This window comes from Roseomonas sp. 18066 (assembly GCF_902706185.1).
Taxonomy (GTDB): Bacteria; Pseudomonadota; Alphaproteobacteria; order Acetobacterales; family Acetobacteraceae; genus Pseudoroseomonas.
This window is the reverse complement of record NZ_CACSJM010000006.1, coordinates 17,966-34,177: the sequence shown is the minus strand read 5'-3', so window position 1 is coordinate 34,177 and position 16,212 is coordinate 17,966. Positions and strand designations below refer to the sequence as shown.

Here is a 16,212-nt window from a genome sequence, read left to right as displayed (position 1 = left end):
GGCTAGCTCCTGGTCTGGCTGTTCAGCAGCTCGCGCGAGACCACCATGCGGTGGACCTCGGACGGCCCTTCACCGATCCGCTTGATCCGCAATTCGCGATACCAACGCTCCAGCGGCATTTCCTGGGCGACGCCGAGACCGCCGAAGATCTGCATGCAGCGGTCGACGACGCGTCCCGCGGCCTCGGTCGCGTAGACCTTGGCAATGGAGGTCTCCATCTTGATGTCGCGACCGAGGTCGCCGTGCCAAGCCGCCTGGTAGACCAGCAGCCGCGCGGCCCGCAGCTCGATCTCGGAATCGGCGATCATCCATTGGATCGCCTGCTTGTCCGCCAGCTTGCTGCGGAACACCTCGCGGTTGCGCGCCCAGTCGATGGCCAAGGCCAGGGCCGCCTGGGCCACGCCGATCACCGCCGCCGCATAAGGGACGCGGGCATGCACTAGCCAGGTTTCGGCCAGCTTGAAGCCGCCGCCTTCCTCGCCCAGCCGGTTCTCCACCGGCACCTCGCAATCGACCAGGCTGATCTCGTAGGGCGAATAGCTGCGGATCACCGGGATTGGTTTGTAGGAGAAGCCCTTGAAGCCTTTCTCCACGACAAAGGCGGTGATGCCGTCGCGCCCCTTGCCGGGCCCGGTGCGCGCGAACAGCACGCCCCAGTCTGAATCGCCGACGCCGGAGATCCAGGTCTTCGTGCCGTTGAGGATGTAGCGATCGCCGCGGCGCTCGGCGCGCGTCTCGATGGCGCGACCCGGATCCGATCCGCCGCCGGGCTCGGAGATGGCGACGAAGCTCTTGTCGCCGCTTTCCATCACCGGCACCGCGTAGCGCCGTATCTGATCCTCGGTGCCGCGGAAGATGACGTTCGGCGGATCCCAGCCGAAGGCATGCCCGGCCGGGATATAGGCGCCCATCTTGCACTGGGAGGACTCTTCGGCAACGACCGCCTGCCCCAGAAGGCCCAGCCCCGCACCGCCCCATTCGGCAGGCGACTCGATCTGCCACAGCCCGAGCGGCCGGGCCTTGGCCTGGAGCCGCTTCAGCGTTTCCGCAGGCAGCCGGGTCGCATCATGGGGCAGCCCATCCTCGGCCGGGCGCACTTCCTCCTGCATGAAGCGGCGCACGCTGTCGCGCAGCATCCGCAGCTCGTGGGGCAGTTCCCACGCACCCAATGCGGCGTCTTTCTCCATGGATCTTCCTCCCCGCGCCCTTCCTGTCCGGCGCGCCGTTGACCGCACCGGAGCATGGTCGGGTCAGACAGTCAATAAAGGTCTGACCTTTAATAATTGACGGACCGATGCCGCTGCTTATGATGGGCGCATGGACCAAACCTCGCCGATGCGATCACTGCTGACGGGCGTGCAGGCCCAGAAGGCCTCCAACGTCCTGGCCGACAGGCTGCGGGAGGGCATCCTGACCGGTGCCCTGGCCGAGGGCGCGCCGCTGCCGAACGAGCGGGCGCTGGCCGACATGTCGGGCGTCAGCCGCGCCTCGGTGCGCGAGGCGCTGCGCTTGCTGGAAGTGGAGGGCCTGGTGCGCACCCGCTCCGGCCGCGGTGGCGGATCCGTGCCGCATTTGCCAGGGGCCGACATGCTGGAGCGGTCCATCCGGCTGTTCACCCGTGGGCAGCGGGTGCGCTTCGGCGCGCTGCTGGAAACCCGCAGCGCGATCGAGCCGCAGCTGGCGCGGTTGGCGGCGCTGAACCGCACGGAGGAAGACCTCGCCCGGCTGGCGCAGATCCAGGCCCGCTTCGAGGATGATTCCGTCGGTGTCTCCGCCTGGACGCATATGAACGTCGACTGGCACCTGGCAGTGGTTGTCGCCAGCCGCAACGAGCTGCTGATCGGCATCTGGAAGGCGGTCAGCAGCCTGATGCACGAGGCGACAGGACTCGAGGAGCCCTACAACCTGCCCGAAGTGCGCGTCGCGGTGCGGCGCGTCCATCGCCGCATCCTCGACGCGATCCAGAAGGGTGATGGAGAGGCGGCGGCGCGCCGGATGGCGCGGCACCTCGACGCCTATGTGGCGCATATCAAACCGCAGGCGCCGCCCGACCTGGAGGTCTGAGGCGCTTCCGGCACCGACTTCCCGGGATGCAGGTCCTGGTGACGACAAGCCGCCTCAAGGCGGCAAGGCGACAACGAGCCGCTCAAGGCGGCAGAGGGAGGATGCATGGGCCAGGACGAGGGCCAGCCGCAGGCCGCGGTGCCGCAGCAGGAGTCGCGCGCCCTGCCGCTGGCCGGGGTGACGGTGCTGGATCTTGGGCAAATCTATAACGGCCCATATTGCGGCTTCCTGCTGGCCATGGCGGGCGCCCGGGTGATCAAGGTGGAGCCGCCCGGGGGCGAGCATCTGCGCAGGCGTGGCTCAGTGGGCGGCGGCGCGCTGCCCTTCGCCATGCTGAACTCCAACAAGCAGTTCGTGACAATCAACCTTAAGACGCCGGCGGGGCTCGACCTCCTTAAGCAGATGGTAGCGCGGGCGGATGTGCTGCTGGAGAACTTCGCCCCCGGCGCCATGGACCGGCTGGGCGCCGGATTCGAGGTGCTCAGCCAGATCAATCCGCGGCTGATCTATGCGCAGGGCTCCGGCTATGGCCTGTCGGGGCCGAACCGCGACAAGCCGGCCATGGATCTGACGGTGCAGGCGATGACCGGGATCATGTCGATCACCGGCTTTCCGGACCGCCCACCGGTCAAGGCCGGCCCAGCGCTGTGTGATTTCCTCGGCGGCGTGCATCTCTACGGCGCCCTGGTCACCGCGCTGTTCGAGCGGGAGCGAACCGGACGCGGCCGTCTCGTCGAGGTCGCCATGCAGGAGGCGGTGTATGCTTCGCTCAGTTCCAGCCTCGGCCTTTGGTACTCCACCAAAGGAGCGGTCCCGGCGCGCACCGGCAACCAGCATGGCGGCCTCGCCGAGTGTCCCTACAACGTCTACCCCACGCAAGACGGCCATCTGGCCATCATCTGCGTCGGCGAGGCGCATTGGCATTCGCTGCTGCAGGCGATGGGACGCACCGACCTCGGCGCCGATCAACGCTATGCCAGCCTGAAGGATCGCGTGGCTCGCATGGCGGAGGTGGACGAGATCGTCAGCGCCTTCACCGCAGGCTTCCGGCGCGACGATCTGCACGCGCTGCTGGTGCGGCACCGCGTGCCCTGCGCCCCGGTACGCGACCTGGGCGAGGTCGCGACCGACGCGCATATGCACAGCCGACGCGCGCTGGAATGGGTGGACCACCCGGTGCTGGGCCGCGTCGTGCTGCCCAATTCACCGCTTCGCTTCGACGGCTCGGACCTGCCGCAGATCGATCCTGCCGGCGAGATCGGGCGCGATACCGGCGCCGTCTTCGGCGACTGGCTCGGCTTTTCCGCCACCGACATCGAGCGCCTTCACGCGGAAGGCGTCCTCTAGCTCCCCCTCAACCAGAGTCCCAAAACGGACCTGAGGAAACGACCATGCAGAACGATCCAGGGCGCCGCTGGCTGCTGCGGCTGGCGGCTGCTGCCCTCACCGCGACCGCCGCGCCGCGGCTGGCAGGGGCACAGGCGCCGTCCAGCCGTCCGATCCGCGCCATCGTGCCTTTCCCTGCCGGCAGCGCCACGGATGCGATGGCGCGCTTCCTGGGCGAGCATTCAGCACAGAAGCTGGGTCAGGCCACCGTGGTGGAGAACATGGCCGGGGCCAATGGCGCGATCGGCGCGCGGTCCGCGGCCCGGATGCCGGGTGATGGAAGCGTGCTGTTCTATGCGACGAACTCGACGCATTCAGCCAATCCGCATCTGTTGCGCGATCCCGGCTATGATCCGATCCGCGACTTCGTGCCGGTCACGCTGATCGGCACCAGCCCGCTGATCCTGTTCGTCTCGCCTAAATTCCCCGCCAGAACCCTGCAGGAGTTCATCGCCTATGCGAAGGAGAGCAGCGGCACGCTGAACTTTGGCACCGGCAACACCGGAAGCTTGGCCGCGGCCCACCTGCTGCTGAAGCTAGCGGGGATCCGCGGCGAGCAGATCTCCTATCGCGGTACGCCGGAGGCGATCACGGATCTACTGGGCGGGCGCCTGCAATTCGTGGTGACGGATCTGGGGCCGACTGCCGGGCACCTGAAGACCGGCGACCTGCGGGCTATCGCAGTGACCACGAAGACCCGCAGCCAAGCGGTGCCGGACCTGCCGACGATGCAGGAATCCGGCCTGGCGGGCATGGATTTCGCGTCGTGGAACGGCATCTTCGCGCCGGCCGGCACGCCCGATGCCGCGGTGCAGCGGCTGAACCGCGCGCTGGTCGAGGCCATCCGCAGCCCCGCCGGCGTGGTCTTCTTCCGCAATCTGGGCATCGACGTCGTCGCCTCATCACCGGAGGAGATGGGGCAGTTCGCTGCCACCGAGCTTGGCAAATGGGGACGAATTCTGGCGGATGCGGGGGTGCCGCGGAACTAGGACAGGATCGCCTGGCGCCAACCCTGGACCACCGCCGGCGCATCGGCGCTGGCGGCGGCGCGCGTGTCAGCGCATCTGCAGCACGATCACCTCGCTGCTCGCCGGGTTGGTGTGCTGGCGCAGCGTACCAACCTCCGCCGCGGTCACGGCTGCTGCCTTGTTGCCCCAGGCGCCGCGCAGGAAGGTCAGCAGCTCCGCAATCTGCCCGTCCGATAGCTGGCTGCGCAGTGCCGGCATGCGGTAGGCGTCGGACACGCCCCCGGCCACCACGCGGCCGCCACCGTTCAGGGTGATGTTGATTGCCGAGCTTGCATCCGGCGCCAGCAGCGACGTGGCCCCGGCCAGCGGCGGGATCCACGCCCCCCGGCCCATGCCGTCACGCCCGTGGCAGCTGGCGCAACGGGCCAGGTAGGTTGCCGCCCCTGGCATCGCCGGCGCCGCACCGCTGCTGAGCATCTGCGTCGTCGCGCTGTCCGGCTGCCAGGGCGGGCCATCCCTGTCAGGGTCGCCCGGCAGGGACTTCAGGTAGCGTGCGATACCCTGCAGATCATCGTCGGTCATGAACTGGGTGGAGTTGTTGAAGGCCTCCATCATCGAGCCGAAGACGACGCCATGGCGGTTACGGCCCTGCTTCAGATAGGCGACGATGTCCTCCTCGCTCCAGCGCCCGAGGCCGGTATTGTGGTCATTGCGCAGGCTCGGCGCATACCATCCGTCCAGCAGCGCCCCGGAAAGATAGGCTTTGGCCGACCCGTCCAGGGCTTCCTCCTGCATCGCGAGGCCGCGGGGAGTGTGGCAGCTGCCGCAATGGCCTGGTCCCTCGACCAGATAGGCGCCCCGGTTCCACGAGGCGTCCCGCGACGGGTCGGGGCGGTAGACCCTGCCGTCGGTGAAGGCGGCGCTCCACAGGGCAAGCGGCCAGCGCATGTTCATCGGCCAGGGGATGGTGCTGGCCTGGTTGGCCTGCTGCACCGGCTGGACGTGGTTCATGAAGTAGTCGTAGAGCGCCTTGACGTCGTCATCGCTGAGCCGCGCGTAAGACGGGTAGGGCATGGCGGGGTAGAGGCGCCGGCCGTCCGGGCCCACGCCGCGCCGCACCGCATTGTCGAATTGCGCCAGCGTATAGCTGCCGATGCCCGTTGCCTTGTCCGGCGTGATGTTGGTGGTGAAGATGGTGCCCAGCGGCGTGCCCATCGCCAGCCCGCCGGAAAAGGGCGCGCCGCGTTCGGTGCTGTGGCAGGCGACGCAGTCACCCAGCCGCGCTACGTATTCGCCGCGTTCCAGCGTCGTGGATAGGCTGGATTTGCCTTGCCCGTCGAAAGGCGAAGCCGGGATGCGGGTCGTGAACCAGGCGCCGACGGCAAGGACGGCGATGACAGGGATCGCCAGGCTGGCGAGAAGCCGTTTCAATGTGCGTCTACCGTGAAGGGGGGATCATTGCGAAGCCTCCGGCAGCATCGGCATGCTGCCTGGCAGGAGGCGTGACGAAGCATCGGTGGCCTAGACGGAACCGCCCAGGCTGGCCCGCGCCAGCGGGAGGCGTCGGACGCGCTGCCCTGTCAGAGCAGCCACGGCATTGATCACCGCCGGCGGCACGCCGGGGACGCCGGGTTCGCCGACGCCGGTCATCGGGGCGCCGCTCTCGACGATGCGGACGTGGACCTCGGGCATCCGGTCCGGCGTCAGGATCGGATAGCCGTCATAGTTCCTGGCGCGCGGCATGCCGCGCTCATAGACCACCTCCTCGAACAGCGCCGAGGACAGGCCGAGCGCGACCGCCGAGTTCATCTGCGCCTCGATGATGGCCGGATTGATGGCGCGCCCGGGATCCACCGCGACCCAGACATGGTGCACCTTGACCTGGCCTTCGGCGATCGAGACCTCGGCGATGGTGGCCATCTCCGTGCCGAAGGGCGAGGCCATGGCAACGCCCCGCGCACGCCGGCTGCCATCCTCCGCCGTGAAGGGTCCGCGCCGCCAGCCGCCGGAGAGATCGCCCACGGCTTCGAGCAGGGTGGCATGCCGGGGACTGCGGGCCACCATGCGGCGGCGCAGTTCGAAAGGGTCGATGCCGCCGGCATCGGCCATCTCGTCCGTGAAGCTTTCCATGAAGAAATCGTTGAAAGAGTGCCCCACCGAGCGCCAGGCGCCGATCATCGGCGGATAGCGGTGCATCACATGCGCGATGCGCCGGTTCGGGATGGCGTAGACCTTCTTGGCGATGCCTTCGACCACGGTGGGATCGAACTTGTCGTAGGCTGCGCCATACATGCGAGCGTAAAGCCCATCCGAGACCGATTCCGATTCCAGCGCCAGCGGCATGCCTTGTGCATCAAGACCCGCCTTGAAGCGCACCAGCACCGCGGGCCGCAGGGCGTCCCGCAGAAACTCTTCCTCGCGGCTCCAGATCACCTTGACGGGGCGGCCAACGGCCTTCGCCAGCGCAATCGCCTGCAGATAGGGGTTGCTCTCGTCGTAGAAGAAGTAGCGTCCGAAGAAGCCGCCAACCATGGGCGAGTGCAGCGTGACATTCTCCGGCGCAATGCCCGCGAACTTCGCAGCGGCATCGCGGAACAGGAGCGAGGCTTGGTTGGACATCCAGAGCTCGAGCCGGCCTCTCGCCGCATCCCAGGAGGCGATGGCCGAGGGCGGCTCCAGCTGCGCATGCGCCAGGAAGGGCGCATCATACACCGCCTCCAGGGTCTTGGCGGCGCGGCCCATCGCCGCCGCGGCATCGCCCGCCGCTTCCGCCAGAAAGCCCGGCCCCGGCGCCGCCAGCATGTCCTGGCGCAACTGCTCGGTCGAGAAGTCAGCCGGCATCGGGCGCGGCGTGTCGCCCGTGGCCTCTTTCCATTCCGCGCGCAGCGACTGCACGGCACGGTGCGCACGCCACCAGCGGTCGGCGACTACCGCAACGCAGCCGGACAGCAGATGCACGGAATGTACGCCGGGCATCTGGCGAACCGCAGCTTCGTTCAGCAGGCGAACCGGCTGCATCCCAAGCCGCGATGCGTGCTGGACGGCGGCCTGGAGCATGCCGTCGATCGTCAGATCGATGCTGTAGACGACCTTGCCGGTCGACTTGTCTTGCATGTCGATGCGGGGGACCGACTTGCCGATCCAGCGAAAGCTGTCGGCGGAGCGCAGCGGCACATCCACCGGGACCGGCAACTCGGCAGCTTCGCCGGCCAGATCACCGTAATCGGCATGGCGTCCCGACGCTGCATGGATCACCTTGCCGTCGCTGGTCGACAGGCTGTCCACCGGCACCTCGAAGCGGACCGCAGCAGCTTGCATCAGCATCGCCCGGCTGGTGGCACCCATCCGCCGCATGGGCATGAAGTTGCGCCACATCGAGCTGCTGCCGCCCGTGCTCAGCCGTGTTCCCAGCGCGGCGATGCCGGGCCCGGGCTCAGCGCACTGCACAACGAAGTGCGCCGGATCGAGGTCGAGCTCTTCGCCGCAGACCTGCGCCAGGCCGGTAAAAATGCCCTGGCCGCCCTCGATCACCGGGACCTGCAGAAAGGCGGTGCTGTCGGAACGGATCTGCAGCAACGCTGTAAAAGGATTGAAGGGTGGCCCGGCCGGGGCCGATGCAGCCGCCAAGGGGGTTGCCGCGGCCTGCGCGACAGCGGCGACGGGCCGTAAGCCGACGGCCAGGGTCAGCGCGCCGATGCTGCCGCCCAGCAGGCCCCGACGGGACAGGCTGATGGGCTGGTCCCCGGCATCGCTGTCGGCGGGATGGAGGAGCCTGTCCATGATCCGCGCCCTCACCCCTGTGCCACGTTGCGGATGGCGGCGGCGATGGCATTGTAGGTGCCGCAGCGACAGAGATTGGTCATCGCGGCGGCAATGTCGCTGTCGCTCGGGGCGGCCACCTGCTTCAGCAGCGCCGTCGCCGCCATGACCTGCCCGGACTGGCAGTAGCCGCATTGCGGCACCTGATGCGCGACCCAGGCCTCGACGATCCGTCGGCCGACGTCATCTTGCTCCACCGTCTCGATGGTGGTGACCGGCAGGCCCGCCACGCTCTCGACAGGCGTGACGCAGGACCGAACCGGCAATCCCTGCACCAGCACCGTGCAGGCGCCGCATTGCGCGAGGCCGCAGCCGTACTTCGTGCCTGTCAGGCCGAGATTGTCCCGAAGCACCCACAGGAGCGGGGTGTCCGGCTCGGCATCGACGATGCGGACAGCGCCGTTGACGGTGATTTCCATGAGCGCCCCCCTCAATGCAGCCTGTCAAAGGACAAGCTGAAGGATGACAGCTGTCGCTGTGACATCGCGTACAGCGGGTTATCTTGGGGCGGCAGCACAGCGACTGTTAAGCTGGGAATTTCTAATAGCCGTCAGAAGACAGGCTTCTGAATGCCAAGTCTTCGGAGGGCTCATGTCATACCTGTTGGAGGGCGAGGATCTCGCTTGCAGGTTTTTCGCGCCCATCGACTGCTATGCGACGATCGCAAAGCGATTGATGACCAGTCCAGCTAAGCGCACTGAGCCGAGGTGCAGCTTATGGCCAAGATCCTGCGGCGTGTTCCCCTCGATCCCTGCCAGATGCCAGGCCGGGAACCAGGATGAACCCAACATAGTGGAGCTGTCCCCGTGTTCCATCGTCGTTGAGGAAAGAGCGCGCGATTTCACAGAACACACCATGCCGCGGAGAAGACGAGGTGCCGCCCTTTGTGGTGCTTTGGTAGATGCTCGGCGGGGTGCCGTGTTAGACATTGGCGACCGGCCGCGCAGGAGGTGCGGTCCCTGCTTTCGAGAGATGGCGAAGGGGCTGATAATGGCGCAGACACGACAGATGCCCAAGACGGCACACGGCCCGCTGCCGTCGAAGTCCGCCAAGCGGCATAGTCCTGGGCGGCCGCCGCTGAAACCATCGCCGGACGATGCGGAGGCGGTCGCCCGGCTCTGTGACCTCATCATCAGCGGCATGAGCATGGGCCAAGCCTGCGCTCGCAATGACTGCCCAAGTAAAACGGCGGTTTATGCGCGCATGGCTGCAGACGACGCATTCCGGACGACTATCGCGCGCGCGAGGGAGGCGCAGCAGCACGCCATGATCGACGACACGATCGATCTTGCCGATGGCGCCACACCGGACAATTGGCAGGTCGTGAAGCTGCGCATCTGGGCGCGTCAATGGCGAGCGGCGAAGCTGGCGCCGAAGGTTTATGGCACGCTGGCGGAGCCGGCGAATGCGGTCGAAGCCAACCCGCTGGCGCTGCTGGTGCAGCAAATACAGGGGCGTGCGCTCATGCCCGTCCGAGATGACGTCGATTAATTAAGGGGCGCAGGGTAAATACTTTTCTTCTTCTCGGATATAAATCTATTTCTGAATTTCAGTTTTATTTTTAATTGGGATGGCAAGGATGGTATATGTCAATAGAGATTTTTTTGAGGAGCCTTGGGTTCTAAGGAAAAGTGACACTCAATCCAAAATAATCGACGCCTCTGAGTTTCGTGCAAATCCTGGCGACATAGCACTCCCAATATCGGAGTCTTGTTGCATGCCAGGTGGTCTAACGAAGTACCTTTCAGAAATTTTCAACGCCGCCCAAACGGGTCCAGAATTAATTAAATCCACCAAAGAAGATACCGATTTATTCTCCAGAGAAATTTCCTGGATAAGATATAATTACTTAATATCGCATCTCCCTCAGCGGAAAAAAACTGCTGTACCGCCACCGGAAGATCGAGAGATAGCAAAGCTATGGTGGGCACGGCAGCGCAAGTACCAAGCTTTTGTGAAGTCGCATCGTAAGTATCTTGAGAAAGTTGAGCAGGCCGTTCTTGCTTCTAGCAAAAATCGAGAGGAGCTGGAGAAGAAGCTTGAATTAGGTCGGACCGGCAATGTGGCATTGCGGAGAGCAATCTCCGACATAATGATTTTGTACCAACATATTTCTGGGAAGACGCTAAAGACCACCAGAGGAGGGATTTTATTTAGAATTATGAGGGAGTTAATAAAAGTCGAGTTTTCTTCGCTGAAATTTATAACAACAGATTATGTCGACCTTAATAATGGCGATATAAGAGTTTATATGGCAGGGCCCGTGCATAAATTTGTTCCGCCCAATCAAGATCAGGTCCGCGATACCGCTCGGGCGCTGCTGGCGAAGCGTAAATTGGGGGCACTTGATCTTGGCCCACGGTCGGTCGACAGGTTCGCTCAATTCCAAGCGCCAGAAGCGGTGACCGGTTTCTTTTTCTCGGCGGAGGAGGGGGAGAAATGGGAGGCAAAAACGGCCAAAATTCCTCCATTGTTCCGCGTCCCCTACGACGATGCATTGCCATAGATAGCTACACCATCACCTGAACGGAGATGGTTTTCCGTGGACATTGGATCGAAGCAGCCCCCGGCGGGGGGGCTCCGCAAGACTGCTCAGCCGCACGTCGCGGCTGATCCTCTGCTGGCAGCAGCAGCTGCTGCGGTCGAAACGGGGCGTGCCCTTTCGACCTTCTGGCGGGATGTCAAAATTGGCCTTTTGCCGCCGCCATACTACGTGACCCCGCGCTGCCCTCGGTGGCGCTTGTCGGAGCTGCAAGCGACGGTCGACGCCGTGCCGCGAACGTCGCCGTCATGCCGTGGGCACGATAGGCGAGATCGCCTGAAAAAAAACTCTATTTGAAATGCCGCCGGGCACTCTGGCACCCGACGGCTGTCGACGCTGAGCAGTTTCTCCAAGCATAAATTATAGCTTAGCGCTCCATCGTTGTCATGCCTCGTGTCTGGCCTCCCAAGGGGAAGCCTCATGATCGAGCCGAATGACTTGATCTGCGAAAGCTGCAGATCGTTCGATACCGCCTATATTGCCAAAAATAGAGCCATCGGTTGCTACAGCTGCGGCATCCATCCCGACCTTGACGACACATCAGATATCGACACCTCCGATAGCCCTGATGCCGTTTCCAATGACTGCGGCCGCCAGCCTGAGAGCGGTAGCAAGCCCTCTGCGGCCCAGGCATCCGAGCCCATGCCCAACAACATCGGTCGACGTCCGGCCGCAATGCGCCGAGCCCAAGTTGATTTTGCGGCGATCAACCAAGCGGCCTTGGCTCGCTGGCAGGACGTCCTGGGCCGGCTGCTTCCAGGTGGCCGGGCACACGGCAACGAATGGATCGTCGGCAGCTTGCGAGGGGAAGCTGGTTACAGCCTGAAGGTGCGGTTGCGTGGCAGCCGGATGGGCGTCTGGTGCGACTTCGCCACCGGAGAAAGCGGCGGTGATCCCGTCAGCCTGGCCGCTGCAGTAGCAGGCGTATCGCAATCGGAGGGCGCGCGGCAGCTGGCCCGGATGCTCGGCATGACGGACGCCGGCCATGCACGGTAACAGGGCCGTTGATGCTTTCGCGCCTCTGGAGCCGCTGGCGGCGTGCGGCAGAGCTGAGGCCCCCACTGGGCCCACGGCTGCAGCGCTCCCCCTGCCGAGCGTTATCCGGCACTCCCGCCATGGCATCCCCACTGCGATCTGGCGCTATCGCGATGCTGATGCCCGGGTGATCTTCGCTGTCTGCCGCTTCGATCCTCCAAATGGCCGGAAGGAAGTCCTTCCTTTCACCTGCGATGGCCAGGGTTGGCACTGGAAAGGGCCGGAAGGGCCACGCCCGATCTACGGTCTGGATCGGCTCGCAGCCCGTGAAGATGCACCTGTGATTGTCGTCGAGGGCGAGAAGGCCGCCGACCGAGCAGCCGAAATCTTCCCCGAGCTGGTCGCAATATCTTGGCCGGGCGGTGCGCAATCCGTCGGCAGAGCAGACTGGTCGGCGCTGCGTGGCCGCTCGGTCGTGATCTGGCCCGATGCCGATGCGCCGGGGCGGAAGGCCGCGGCGGCTGTGGCAAAGGAAGCCGCGAAAGCCGGTGCGGCATCCATCCAGATCGTCGATGTCCCGGACGACTGGCCACCTGGCTGGGATCTTGCCGACTTCGGCGTGGAGGATAGGCCGCAGCCCGTTGGCATCGATCAGTCGGCGCTACGCCGAATGCTGATCTCTGCGTCGTGGCACATGGAGGCAAGCCGTGTGGACGACACCCCCGATGTGGGAACAGCCGACGCTGCTCAGGACAGGATTGCGTTTCACGTCGACCGCGCGGAGCTTCCGGTGGTCGCTGCAGATCTCGCCCGGCATCTTTCGGCAGTGCCAAATCTGTTCGACCGCGCCGGTCCTGTCTACCTCGTCTGTGATCCGACCACCGGGGCAACTACTTTGGCTCCGCTGAATGTCGAGAGAGTGCTCCTCTTTGTCCATGACATGCTTCGACCCTATGAGCTGGTCAAAATGTTTGGGAAGGTTTTCCAGAAGTTCATAACGATGCCGGACAAGGTTGCGAAACTCTATCTGGAGCTAGCCAAAGGCGAGGGCGCCGGGTTGCGCCCTCTTCGTGGCATCAGCTTTGCGCCGGCTCTCCACGACAGCGGCGCAATACGCGCTGTCACCGGCTATGATCCTGCGACGCTTCTCTGGTGCGTCGATGTTGCGGACATCGCCGTCCCGGAGCGACCGTCGCGAGACGAAGCCGCGCAGGCGCTCTATCGTCTGAGGAATCACTTCAAGAGTTTTCCGTTCGCCGATTCCCCGCGCACTCTCGCGACAGAGTCATCGCCTTCGGTCGTCGATATCGACCAGCCGCCGGGCGCCGATGAAAGCGCTCTTCTGTGCGGATTGCTGACGGCGGTCTGCCGGCCTTCTTTGCCGCTGGCGCCGGCCCTGCTCTTTACAGCGCCAGAGATGTCCGGAGCAGGTACAGGCAAGGGGCTCCTGGCGCGAACGATCTGTGGCATCGCCTTTGGCGAGCAGCCTGCGGCGATGACCATGGGACCTTCCGCGGAGGAATTCGAGAAACGTCTCGGCTCCATGCTTCTCGACGCCCGGCCGGCGGTCCTTCTGGACAACCTCAACGGCATGTCGCTCAAGTCCGATTTCCTGGCGTCGGTCGTGGCCGAAAATCCGGCGGCAATCCGACCTCTTGGTCACAGCAAGACCATCAGGGTGAACTCGTCGGCTCTCATCATCATCAATGGCAACGGACTGGCGCCAAGCGAAGATCTTGCGCGACGTATGCTCATCACCCGCCTCGATGCCGGGGTCGAGAATCCCGAGGCTCGTCCGTTCACGAGCGATCTGATCGAGGAGACGAAAGCAAAGCGAGCCGACTTGCTGTCGGCAGCGCTGACCATATGGCGTTGGGGGCGCCGTCTCGGCGAGGAGCTTCCAAAAGGGCGATACCTCGGCAGCTTCGGCCAGTGGGGGCGATGGTGCCGAGATCCTCTCCTTGCCCTCGGCTGCCAGGATCCTGCTCTGAGGGTGGCGGAAATCAAAGCGCTTGATCCGCGCCGGCAAGCGATGATCGAAGCCTTCGAAGCCTGGTGGGCGATCCATCGAGACGAGCCGGTCACCGCCAGGGAGCTTGATGCCAGCATTTTCGAGGCCTTTTCTCCAGGCCCCTTATCGCGCCAGCGCGCTTCCAGCATGCTAAATGGATGGGCCGGAACACGCATCGAAGGATACCATCTGTTGCGCCTACCCAAGATGGGCACATGGGCGACATTTCGATATCAGATGCGGTTCGACGATCAGACCAAGTCGTGAGGCGCGTCGAATGATCAATGCGGGGCAGCCCCTATGGCCCCTATGGCCCCTATGGCCCCTATGACCCCTATGCCTCTCAGCCCCGGCCTTGCGGTAAGCCGCCTGGTGAATTGCTTCTGGGGTGGGAGTGCGGCGGGGCCGTGCTTGCTCTTTAGGGCTGCTCAGCGCCCGCATTGGTGGGAAGGCCCGCTGTTGAGGGGGCGACGCAAAAATTCGGCGGCGCTCGCCTCCTGCATTACCGGCTGCGATAGGGAACCGATCAGCATACCGATGGCAGGCAAATCCCCAGCAATCCACGAAAGTGGGAACCGCTGTGGGAACAGTCGCCCACACGATCGCTAAGTATCTGATTTTACGAGAGTATCTGGCGGATCGGGTGGGATTCGAACCCACGATACCCTTTTGAGGTATACACACTTTCCAGGCGTGCGCCTTCGACCGCTCGGCCACCGATCCAGCTAGGCGGCGGGGTATAGCAGCCTTTCTGCCGCCGACAAGGGGTCTCGTGCATGAAGTTCTGATGGCGAGCGGAGACGGGAGTTTTTCCGGCCCCCCCTATAGGGTCACGGGGGGTATTTCCCGAGACCCCCAGGGGCTGGCGAGACGAGATGCGCGCCAAACGCAGGAACGACCCGCGTTTTTTTCGGCCTCAAGGTCCCGAATTTTCTTGCGGGGAAGGACCCCCATGCCCCATATGCGGCGCCGTTGACCTGGTCGGAAACGACCACCCTGGTCATCTTCTGGTGGGAAGGAGCCCGCAGCTCATGGACGCTCTCGTTTCTCCGCTGGGGATGGTTTCGGATAACAGCCCGAGCGAAGCCCAGTCTGTCGATATCCGCGCCGAGGCGAAGGACCACTTCGTCGTGCGCGATGGTGTGCGCTTCGCCGGCACGCATCTGATCATTGATCTGTGGGGGGCCACGAAGCTCGATGATCCCGCCCATATCGATGCCGTCCTCCGCGAGGCGGCGATCGAGACCGGCGCGACCATCCTGCACGGCCACTTCCACCACTTCGCGCCGGACGGTGTCTCGGGCGTGCTGGTGCTGGCCGAGAGCCATGTCTCGATCCACACCTGGCCGGAGCGGGCCTATGCGGCGCTGGACATCTTCGTCTGCGGCGACTGCAACCCGTATCTGGCGCTGCCGGTGCTGAAGAAGGGCTTCCAGCCCGAGCGCGTGCAGCTCGCCGAGCACAAGCGCGGCCTGATCGGCTGACACGCCGCCTATCTGTCACGTGACGCGACAGGGGGCGGGACCTTAGGGTCCCGCCCTCTTTCGCATGTTTCCCCTTCCGAGGATTTTGCCATGCCGACCGATTCCTGGGTGAACGAGACCCTCTACCCCGACTGGGGCCAGCGCTTCCTGGTCAAGCGCGAGCTCGCGCGGGTGCAGAGCGAGTTCCAGGACATCATGCTGTTCGAGAGCTACAGCCATGGCCGCGTCATGCTGCTCGACGGCGTCACGCAGATCACCGAGAAGGACGAGTTCGTCTACCAGGAGATGCTGACGCATGTGCCGCTGCTGGCGCATGGCGACGCCAAGCGCGTGCTGATCATCGGCGCCGGCGACGGCGGCGTGCTGAAGCGCGTGCTGCAGCACCGCAACGTCGAGAAGGCCGTGATGGTCGAGATCGACGGCGAGGTCATCCGCCTGTGCAAGGAGCACATGCCCGACATCGCCGGCGACGCCTGGAACGACCCGCGCGCCGAGGTCATCGTCGGCGACGGCATCGACTACGTTCGCAAGGCCGAGGCCGGCAGCTTCGACGTCGTCATCGTCGATTCCACCGACCCGATCGGCGTCGGCGAGGTGCTGTTCACCGACGAGTTCTACGCCAATGCGGCGCGGCTGCTGTCCGACCGCGGCCTGATCGTCAACCAGTGCGGCGTGCCGGCGATGCAGGCCGAGGAGCTCGCCGAGACCTCGCTGCGTCGCGGCAAGGTCTTCGCCGACATTTACGCCTATGTCGCCGCGGTGCCCACCTATGTCGGCGGCTTCATGACGCTGGGCTGGTCGAGCAAGGACGCGTCGCAGCGCCAGGTGGACATCGCCACCATCCGCGCCCGCGCCGAAGCGGCCGGCATCCTCGGCACCACCGAGTATTGGACGCCGGAGATCCACGCCGGCGCCTTCAACCTGCCGCCCTATATCAGCAAGCATCTGCCGAAGGCCTGAGCC

At 64.8% G+C, this 16,212-nt stretch carries 13 protein-coding genes and 1 tRNA gene; 9 read left to right on the top strand and 5 right to left on the bottom strand.

Going from position 1 to position 16,212, the window contains the following annotated elements; translation table 11 throughout:
- Positions 1-2 precede the first annotated feature (2 nt).
- Positions 3-1,187 carry an acyl-CoA dehydrogenase family protein gene (locus GVN67_RS02285; protein ID WP_159992649.1) on the bottom strand — a complete coding sequence of 395 codons (1,185 nt, stop codon included), beginning with the start codon at positions 1,185-1,187 and terminating at the stop codon, positions 3-5.
- 130 nt (positions 1,188-1,317) lie between these two features.
- Here GVN67_RS02285 and GVN67_RS02280 point away from each other — a divergent pair, with 130 nt between their 5' ends.
- From GVN67_RS02280 to GVN67_RS02270, 3 genes are all read left to right on the top strand, one after another.
- Positions 1,318-2,064: a FadR/GntR family transcriptional regulator gene (locus tag GVN67_RS02280; protein WP_159992648.1), complete on the top strand. Its 747-nt coding sequence runs from the start codon at positions 1,318-1,320 to the stop codon at positions 2,062-2,064.
- A gap of 105 nt (positions 2,065-2,169) precedes the next feature.
- A complete protein-coding gene (locus tag GVN67_RS02275; RefSeq protein WP_159992647.1) occupies positions 2,170-3,411 on the top strand; it encodes a CaiB/BaiF CoA-transferase family protein in 1,242 nt (413 codons plus the stop codon).
- Positions 3,412-3,455: 44 nt separating this feature from the next.
- On the top strand, positions 3,456-4,439 hold the full coding sequence (locus GVN67_RS02270) for a tripartite tricarboxylate transporter substrate binding protein (RefSeq protein WP_159992646.1): 984 nt from the start codon (positions 3,456-3,458) through the stop codon (positions 4,437-4,439).
- 66 nt (positions 4,440-4,505) lie between these two features.
- Here GVN67_RS02270 and GVN67_RS02265 read toward each other — a convergent pair whose 3' ends face one another.
- The 3 genes from GVN67_RS02265 to GVN67_RS02255 all read right to left on the bottom strand — a co-directional run bounded on the left by GVN67_RS02265 (position 4,506) and on the right by GVN67_RS02255 (position 8,656).
- Positions 4,506-5,849, bottom strand: coding sequence for a cytochrome c (locus GVN67_RS02265; RefSeq protein WP_159992645.1), 1,344 nt, complete (start codon positions 5,847-5,849; stop codon positions 4,506-4,508).
- 90 nt (positions 5,850-5,939) lie between these two features.
- Positions 5,940-8,198 (bottom strand): molybdopterin cofactor-binding domain-containing protein, encoded by a 2,259-nt coding sequence (locus GVN67_RS02260; RefSeq protein ID WP_159992644.1) that lies wholly within the window; start codon positions 8,196-8,198, stop codon positions 5,940-5,942.
- Between the two features lie 11 nt (positions 8,199-8,209).
- Positions 8,210-8,656: a (2Fe-2S)-binding protein gene (locus tag GVN67_RS02255; RefSeq protein ID WP_159992643.1), complete on the bottom strand. Its 447-nt coding sequence runs from the start codon at positions 8,654-8,656 to the stop codon at positions 8,210-8,212.
- A gap of 571 nt (positions 8,657-9,227) precedes the next feature.
- Between GVN67_RS02255 and GVN67_RS02250 the strand changes: the two genes are divergently transcribed.
- From GVN67_RS02250 to GVN67_RS02235, 4 genes are all read left to right on the top strand, one after another.
- A complete protein-coding gene (locus GVN67_RS02250; RefSeq protein WP_159992642.1) occupies positions 9,228-9,728 on the top strand; it encodes a hypothetical protein in 501 nt (166 codons plus the stop codon).
- Between the two features lie 88 nt (positions 9,729-9,816).
- Positions 9,817-10,743 (top strand): hypothetical protein, encoded by a 927-nt coding sequence (locus tag GVN67_RS02245; protein ID WP_159992641.1) that lies wholly within the window; start codon positions 9,817-9,819, stop codon positions 10,741-10,743.
- A 456-nt stretch (positions 10,744-11,199) separates the two neighbouring features.
- Positions 11,200-11,775 carry a hypothetical protein gene (locus tag GVN67_RS29870; RefSeq protein ID WP_235034905.1) on the top strand — a complete coding sequence of 192 codons (576 nt, stop codon included), beginning with the start codon at positions 11,200-11,202 and terminating at the stop codon, positions 11,773-11,775.
- Between the two features lie 166 nt (positions 11,776-11,941).
- Positions 11,942-14,032 (top strand): hypothetical protein, encoded by a 2,091-nt coding sequence (locus tag GVN67_RS02235; protein ID WP_159992640.1) that lies wholly within the window; start codon positions 11,942-11,944, stop codon positions 14,030-14,032.
- Positions 14,033-14,397: 365 nt separating this feature from the next.
- Here the strand turns inward: GVN67_RS02235 and GVN67_RS02230 are convergent.
- Positions 14,398-14,488 (bottom strand) — tRNA-Ser (locus GVN67_RS02230).
- Positions 14,489-14,796: 308 nt separating this feature from the next.
- Here GVN67_RS02230 and speD point away from each other — a divergent pair.
- Together speD and speE are read left to right on the top strand one after the other, a co-directional pair.
- Positions 14,797-15,249, top strand: a complete 453-nt coding sequence (speD, locus tag GVN67_RS02225; protein ID WP_159992639.1) for an adenosylmethionine decarboxylase — start codon at positions 14,797-14,799, stop codon at positions 15,247-15,249.
- A gap of 90 nt (positions 15,250-15,339) precedes the next feature.
- Positions 15,340-16,209, top strand: coding sequence for a polyamine aminopropyltransferase (gene speE, locus GVN67_RS02220; protein WP_159992638.1), 870 nt, complete (start codon positions 15,340-15,342; stop codon positions 16,207-16,209).
- Positions 16,210-16,212: the final 3 nt, after the last annotated feature.

What these genes read in the sequence shown, in the direction of transcription:
- speE (WP_159992638.1), top strand. Translation starts at nt 15,340, where the DNA reads ATGCCGACCGATTCCTGGGTGAACGAGACCCTCTACCCCGACTGGGGC.
- GVN67_RS02255 (WP_159992643.1), bottom strand. Translation starts at nt 8,656, where the DNA reads ATGGAAATCACCGTCAACGGCGCTGTCCGCATCGTCGATGCCGAGCCG.
- speD (WP_159992639.1), top strand. Translation starts at nt 14,797, where the DNA reads ATGGACGCTCTCGTTTCTCCGCTGGGGATGGTTTCGGATAACAGCCCG.
- GVN67_RS02250 (WP_159992642.1), top strand. Translation starts at nt 9,228, where the DNA reads ATGGCGCAGACACGACAGATGCCCAAGACGGCACACGGCCCGCTGCCG.
- GVN67_RS02280 (WP_159992648.1), top strand. Translation starts at nt 1,318, where the DNA reads ATGGACCAAACCTCGCCGATGCGATCACTGCTGACGGGCGTGCAGGCC.
- GVN67_RS02275 (WP_159992647.1), top strand. Translation starts at nt 2,170, where the DNA reads ATGGGCCAGGACGAGGGCCAGCCGCAGGCCGCGGTGCCGCAGCAGGAG.
- GVN67_RS02245 (WP_159992641.1), top strand. Translation starts at nt 9,817, where the DNA reads ATGGTATATGTCAATAGAGATTTTTTTGAGGAGCCTTGGGTTCTAAGG.
- GVN67_RS29870 (WP_235034905.1), top strand. Translation starts at nt 11,200, where the DNA reads ATGATCGAGCCGAATGACTTGATCTGCGAAAGCTGCAGATCGTTCGAT.
- GVN67_RS02260 (WP_159992644.1), bottom strand. Translation starts at nt 8,198, where the DNA reads ATGGACAGGCTCCTCCATCCCGCCGACAGCGATGCCGGGGACCAGCCC.
- GVN67_RS02270 (WP_159992646.1), top strand. Translation starts at nt 3,456, where the DNA reads ATGCAGAACGATCCAGGGCGCCGCTGGCTGCTGCGGCTGGCGGCTGCT.
- GVN67_RS02285 (WP_159992649.1), bottom strand. Translation starts at nt 1,187, where the DNA reads ATGGAGAAAGACGCCGCATTGGGTGCGTGGGAACTGCCCCACGAGCTG.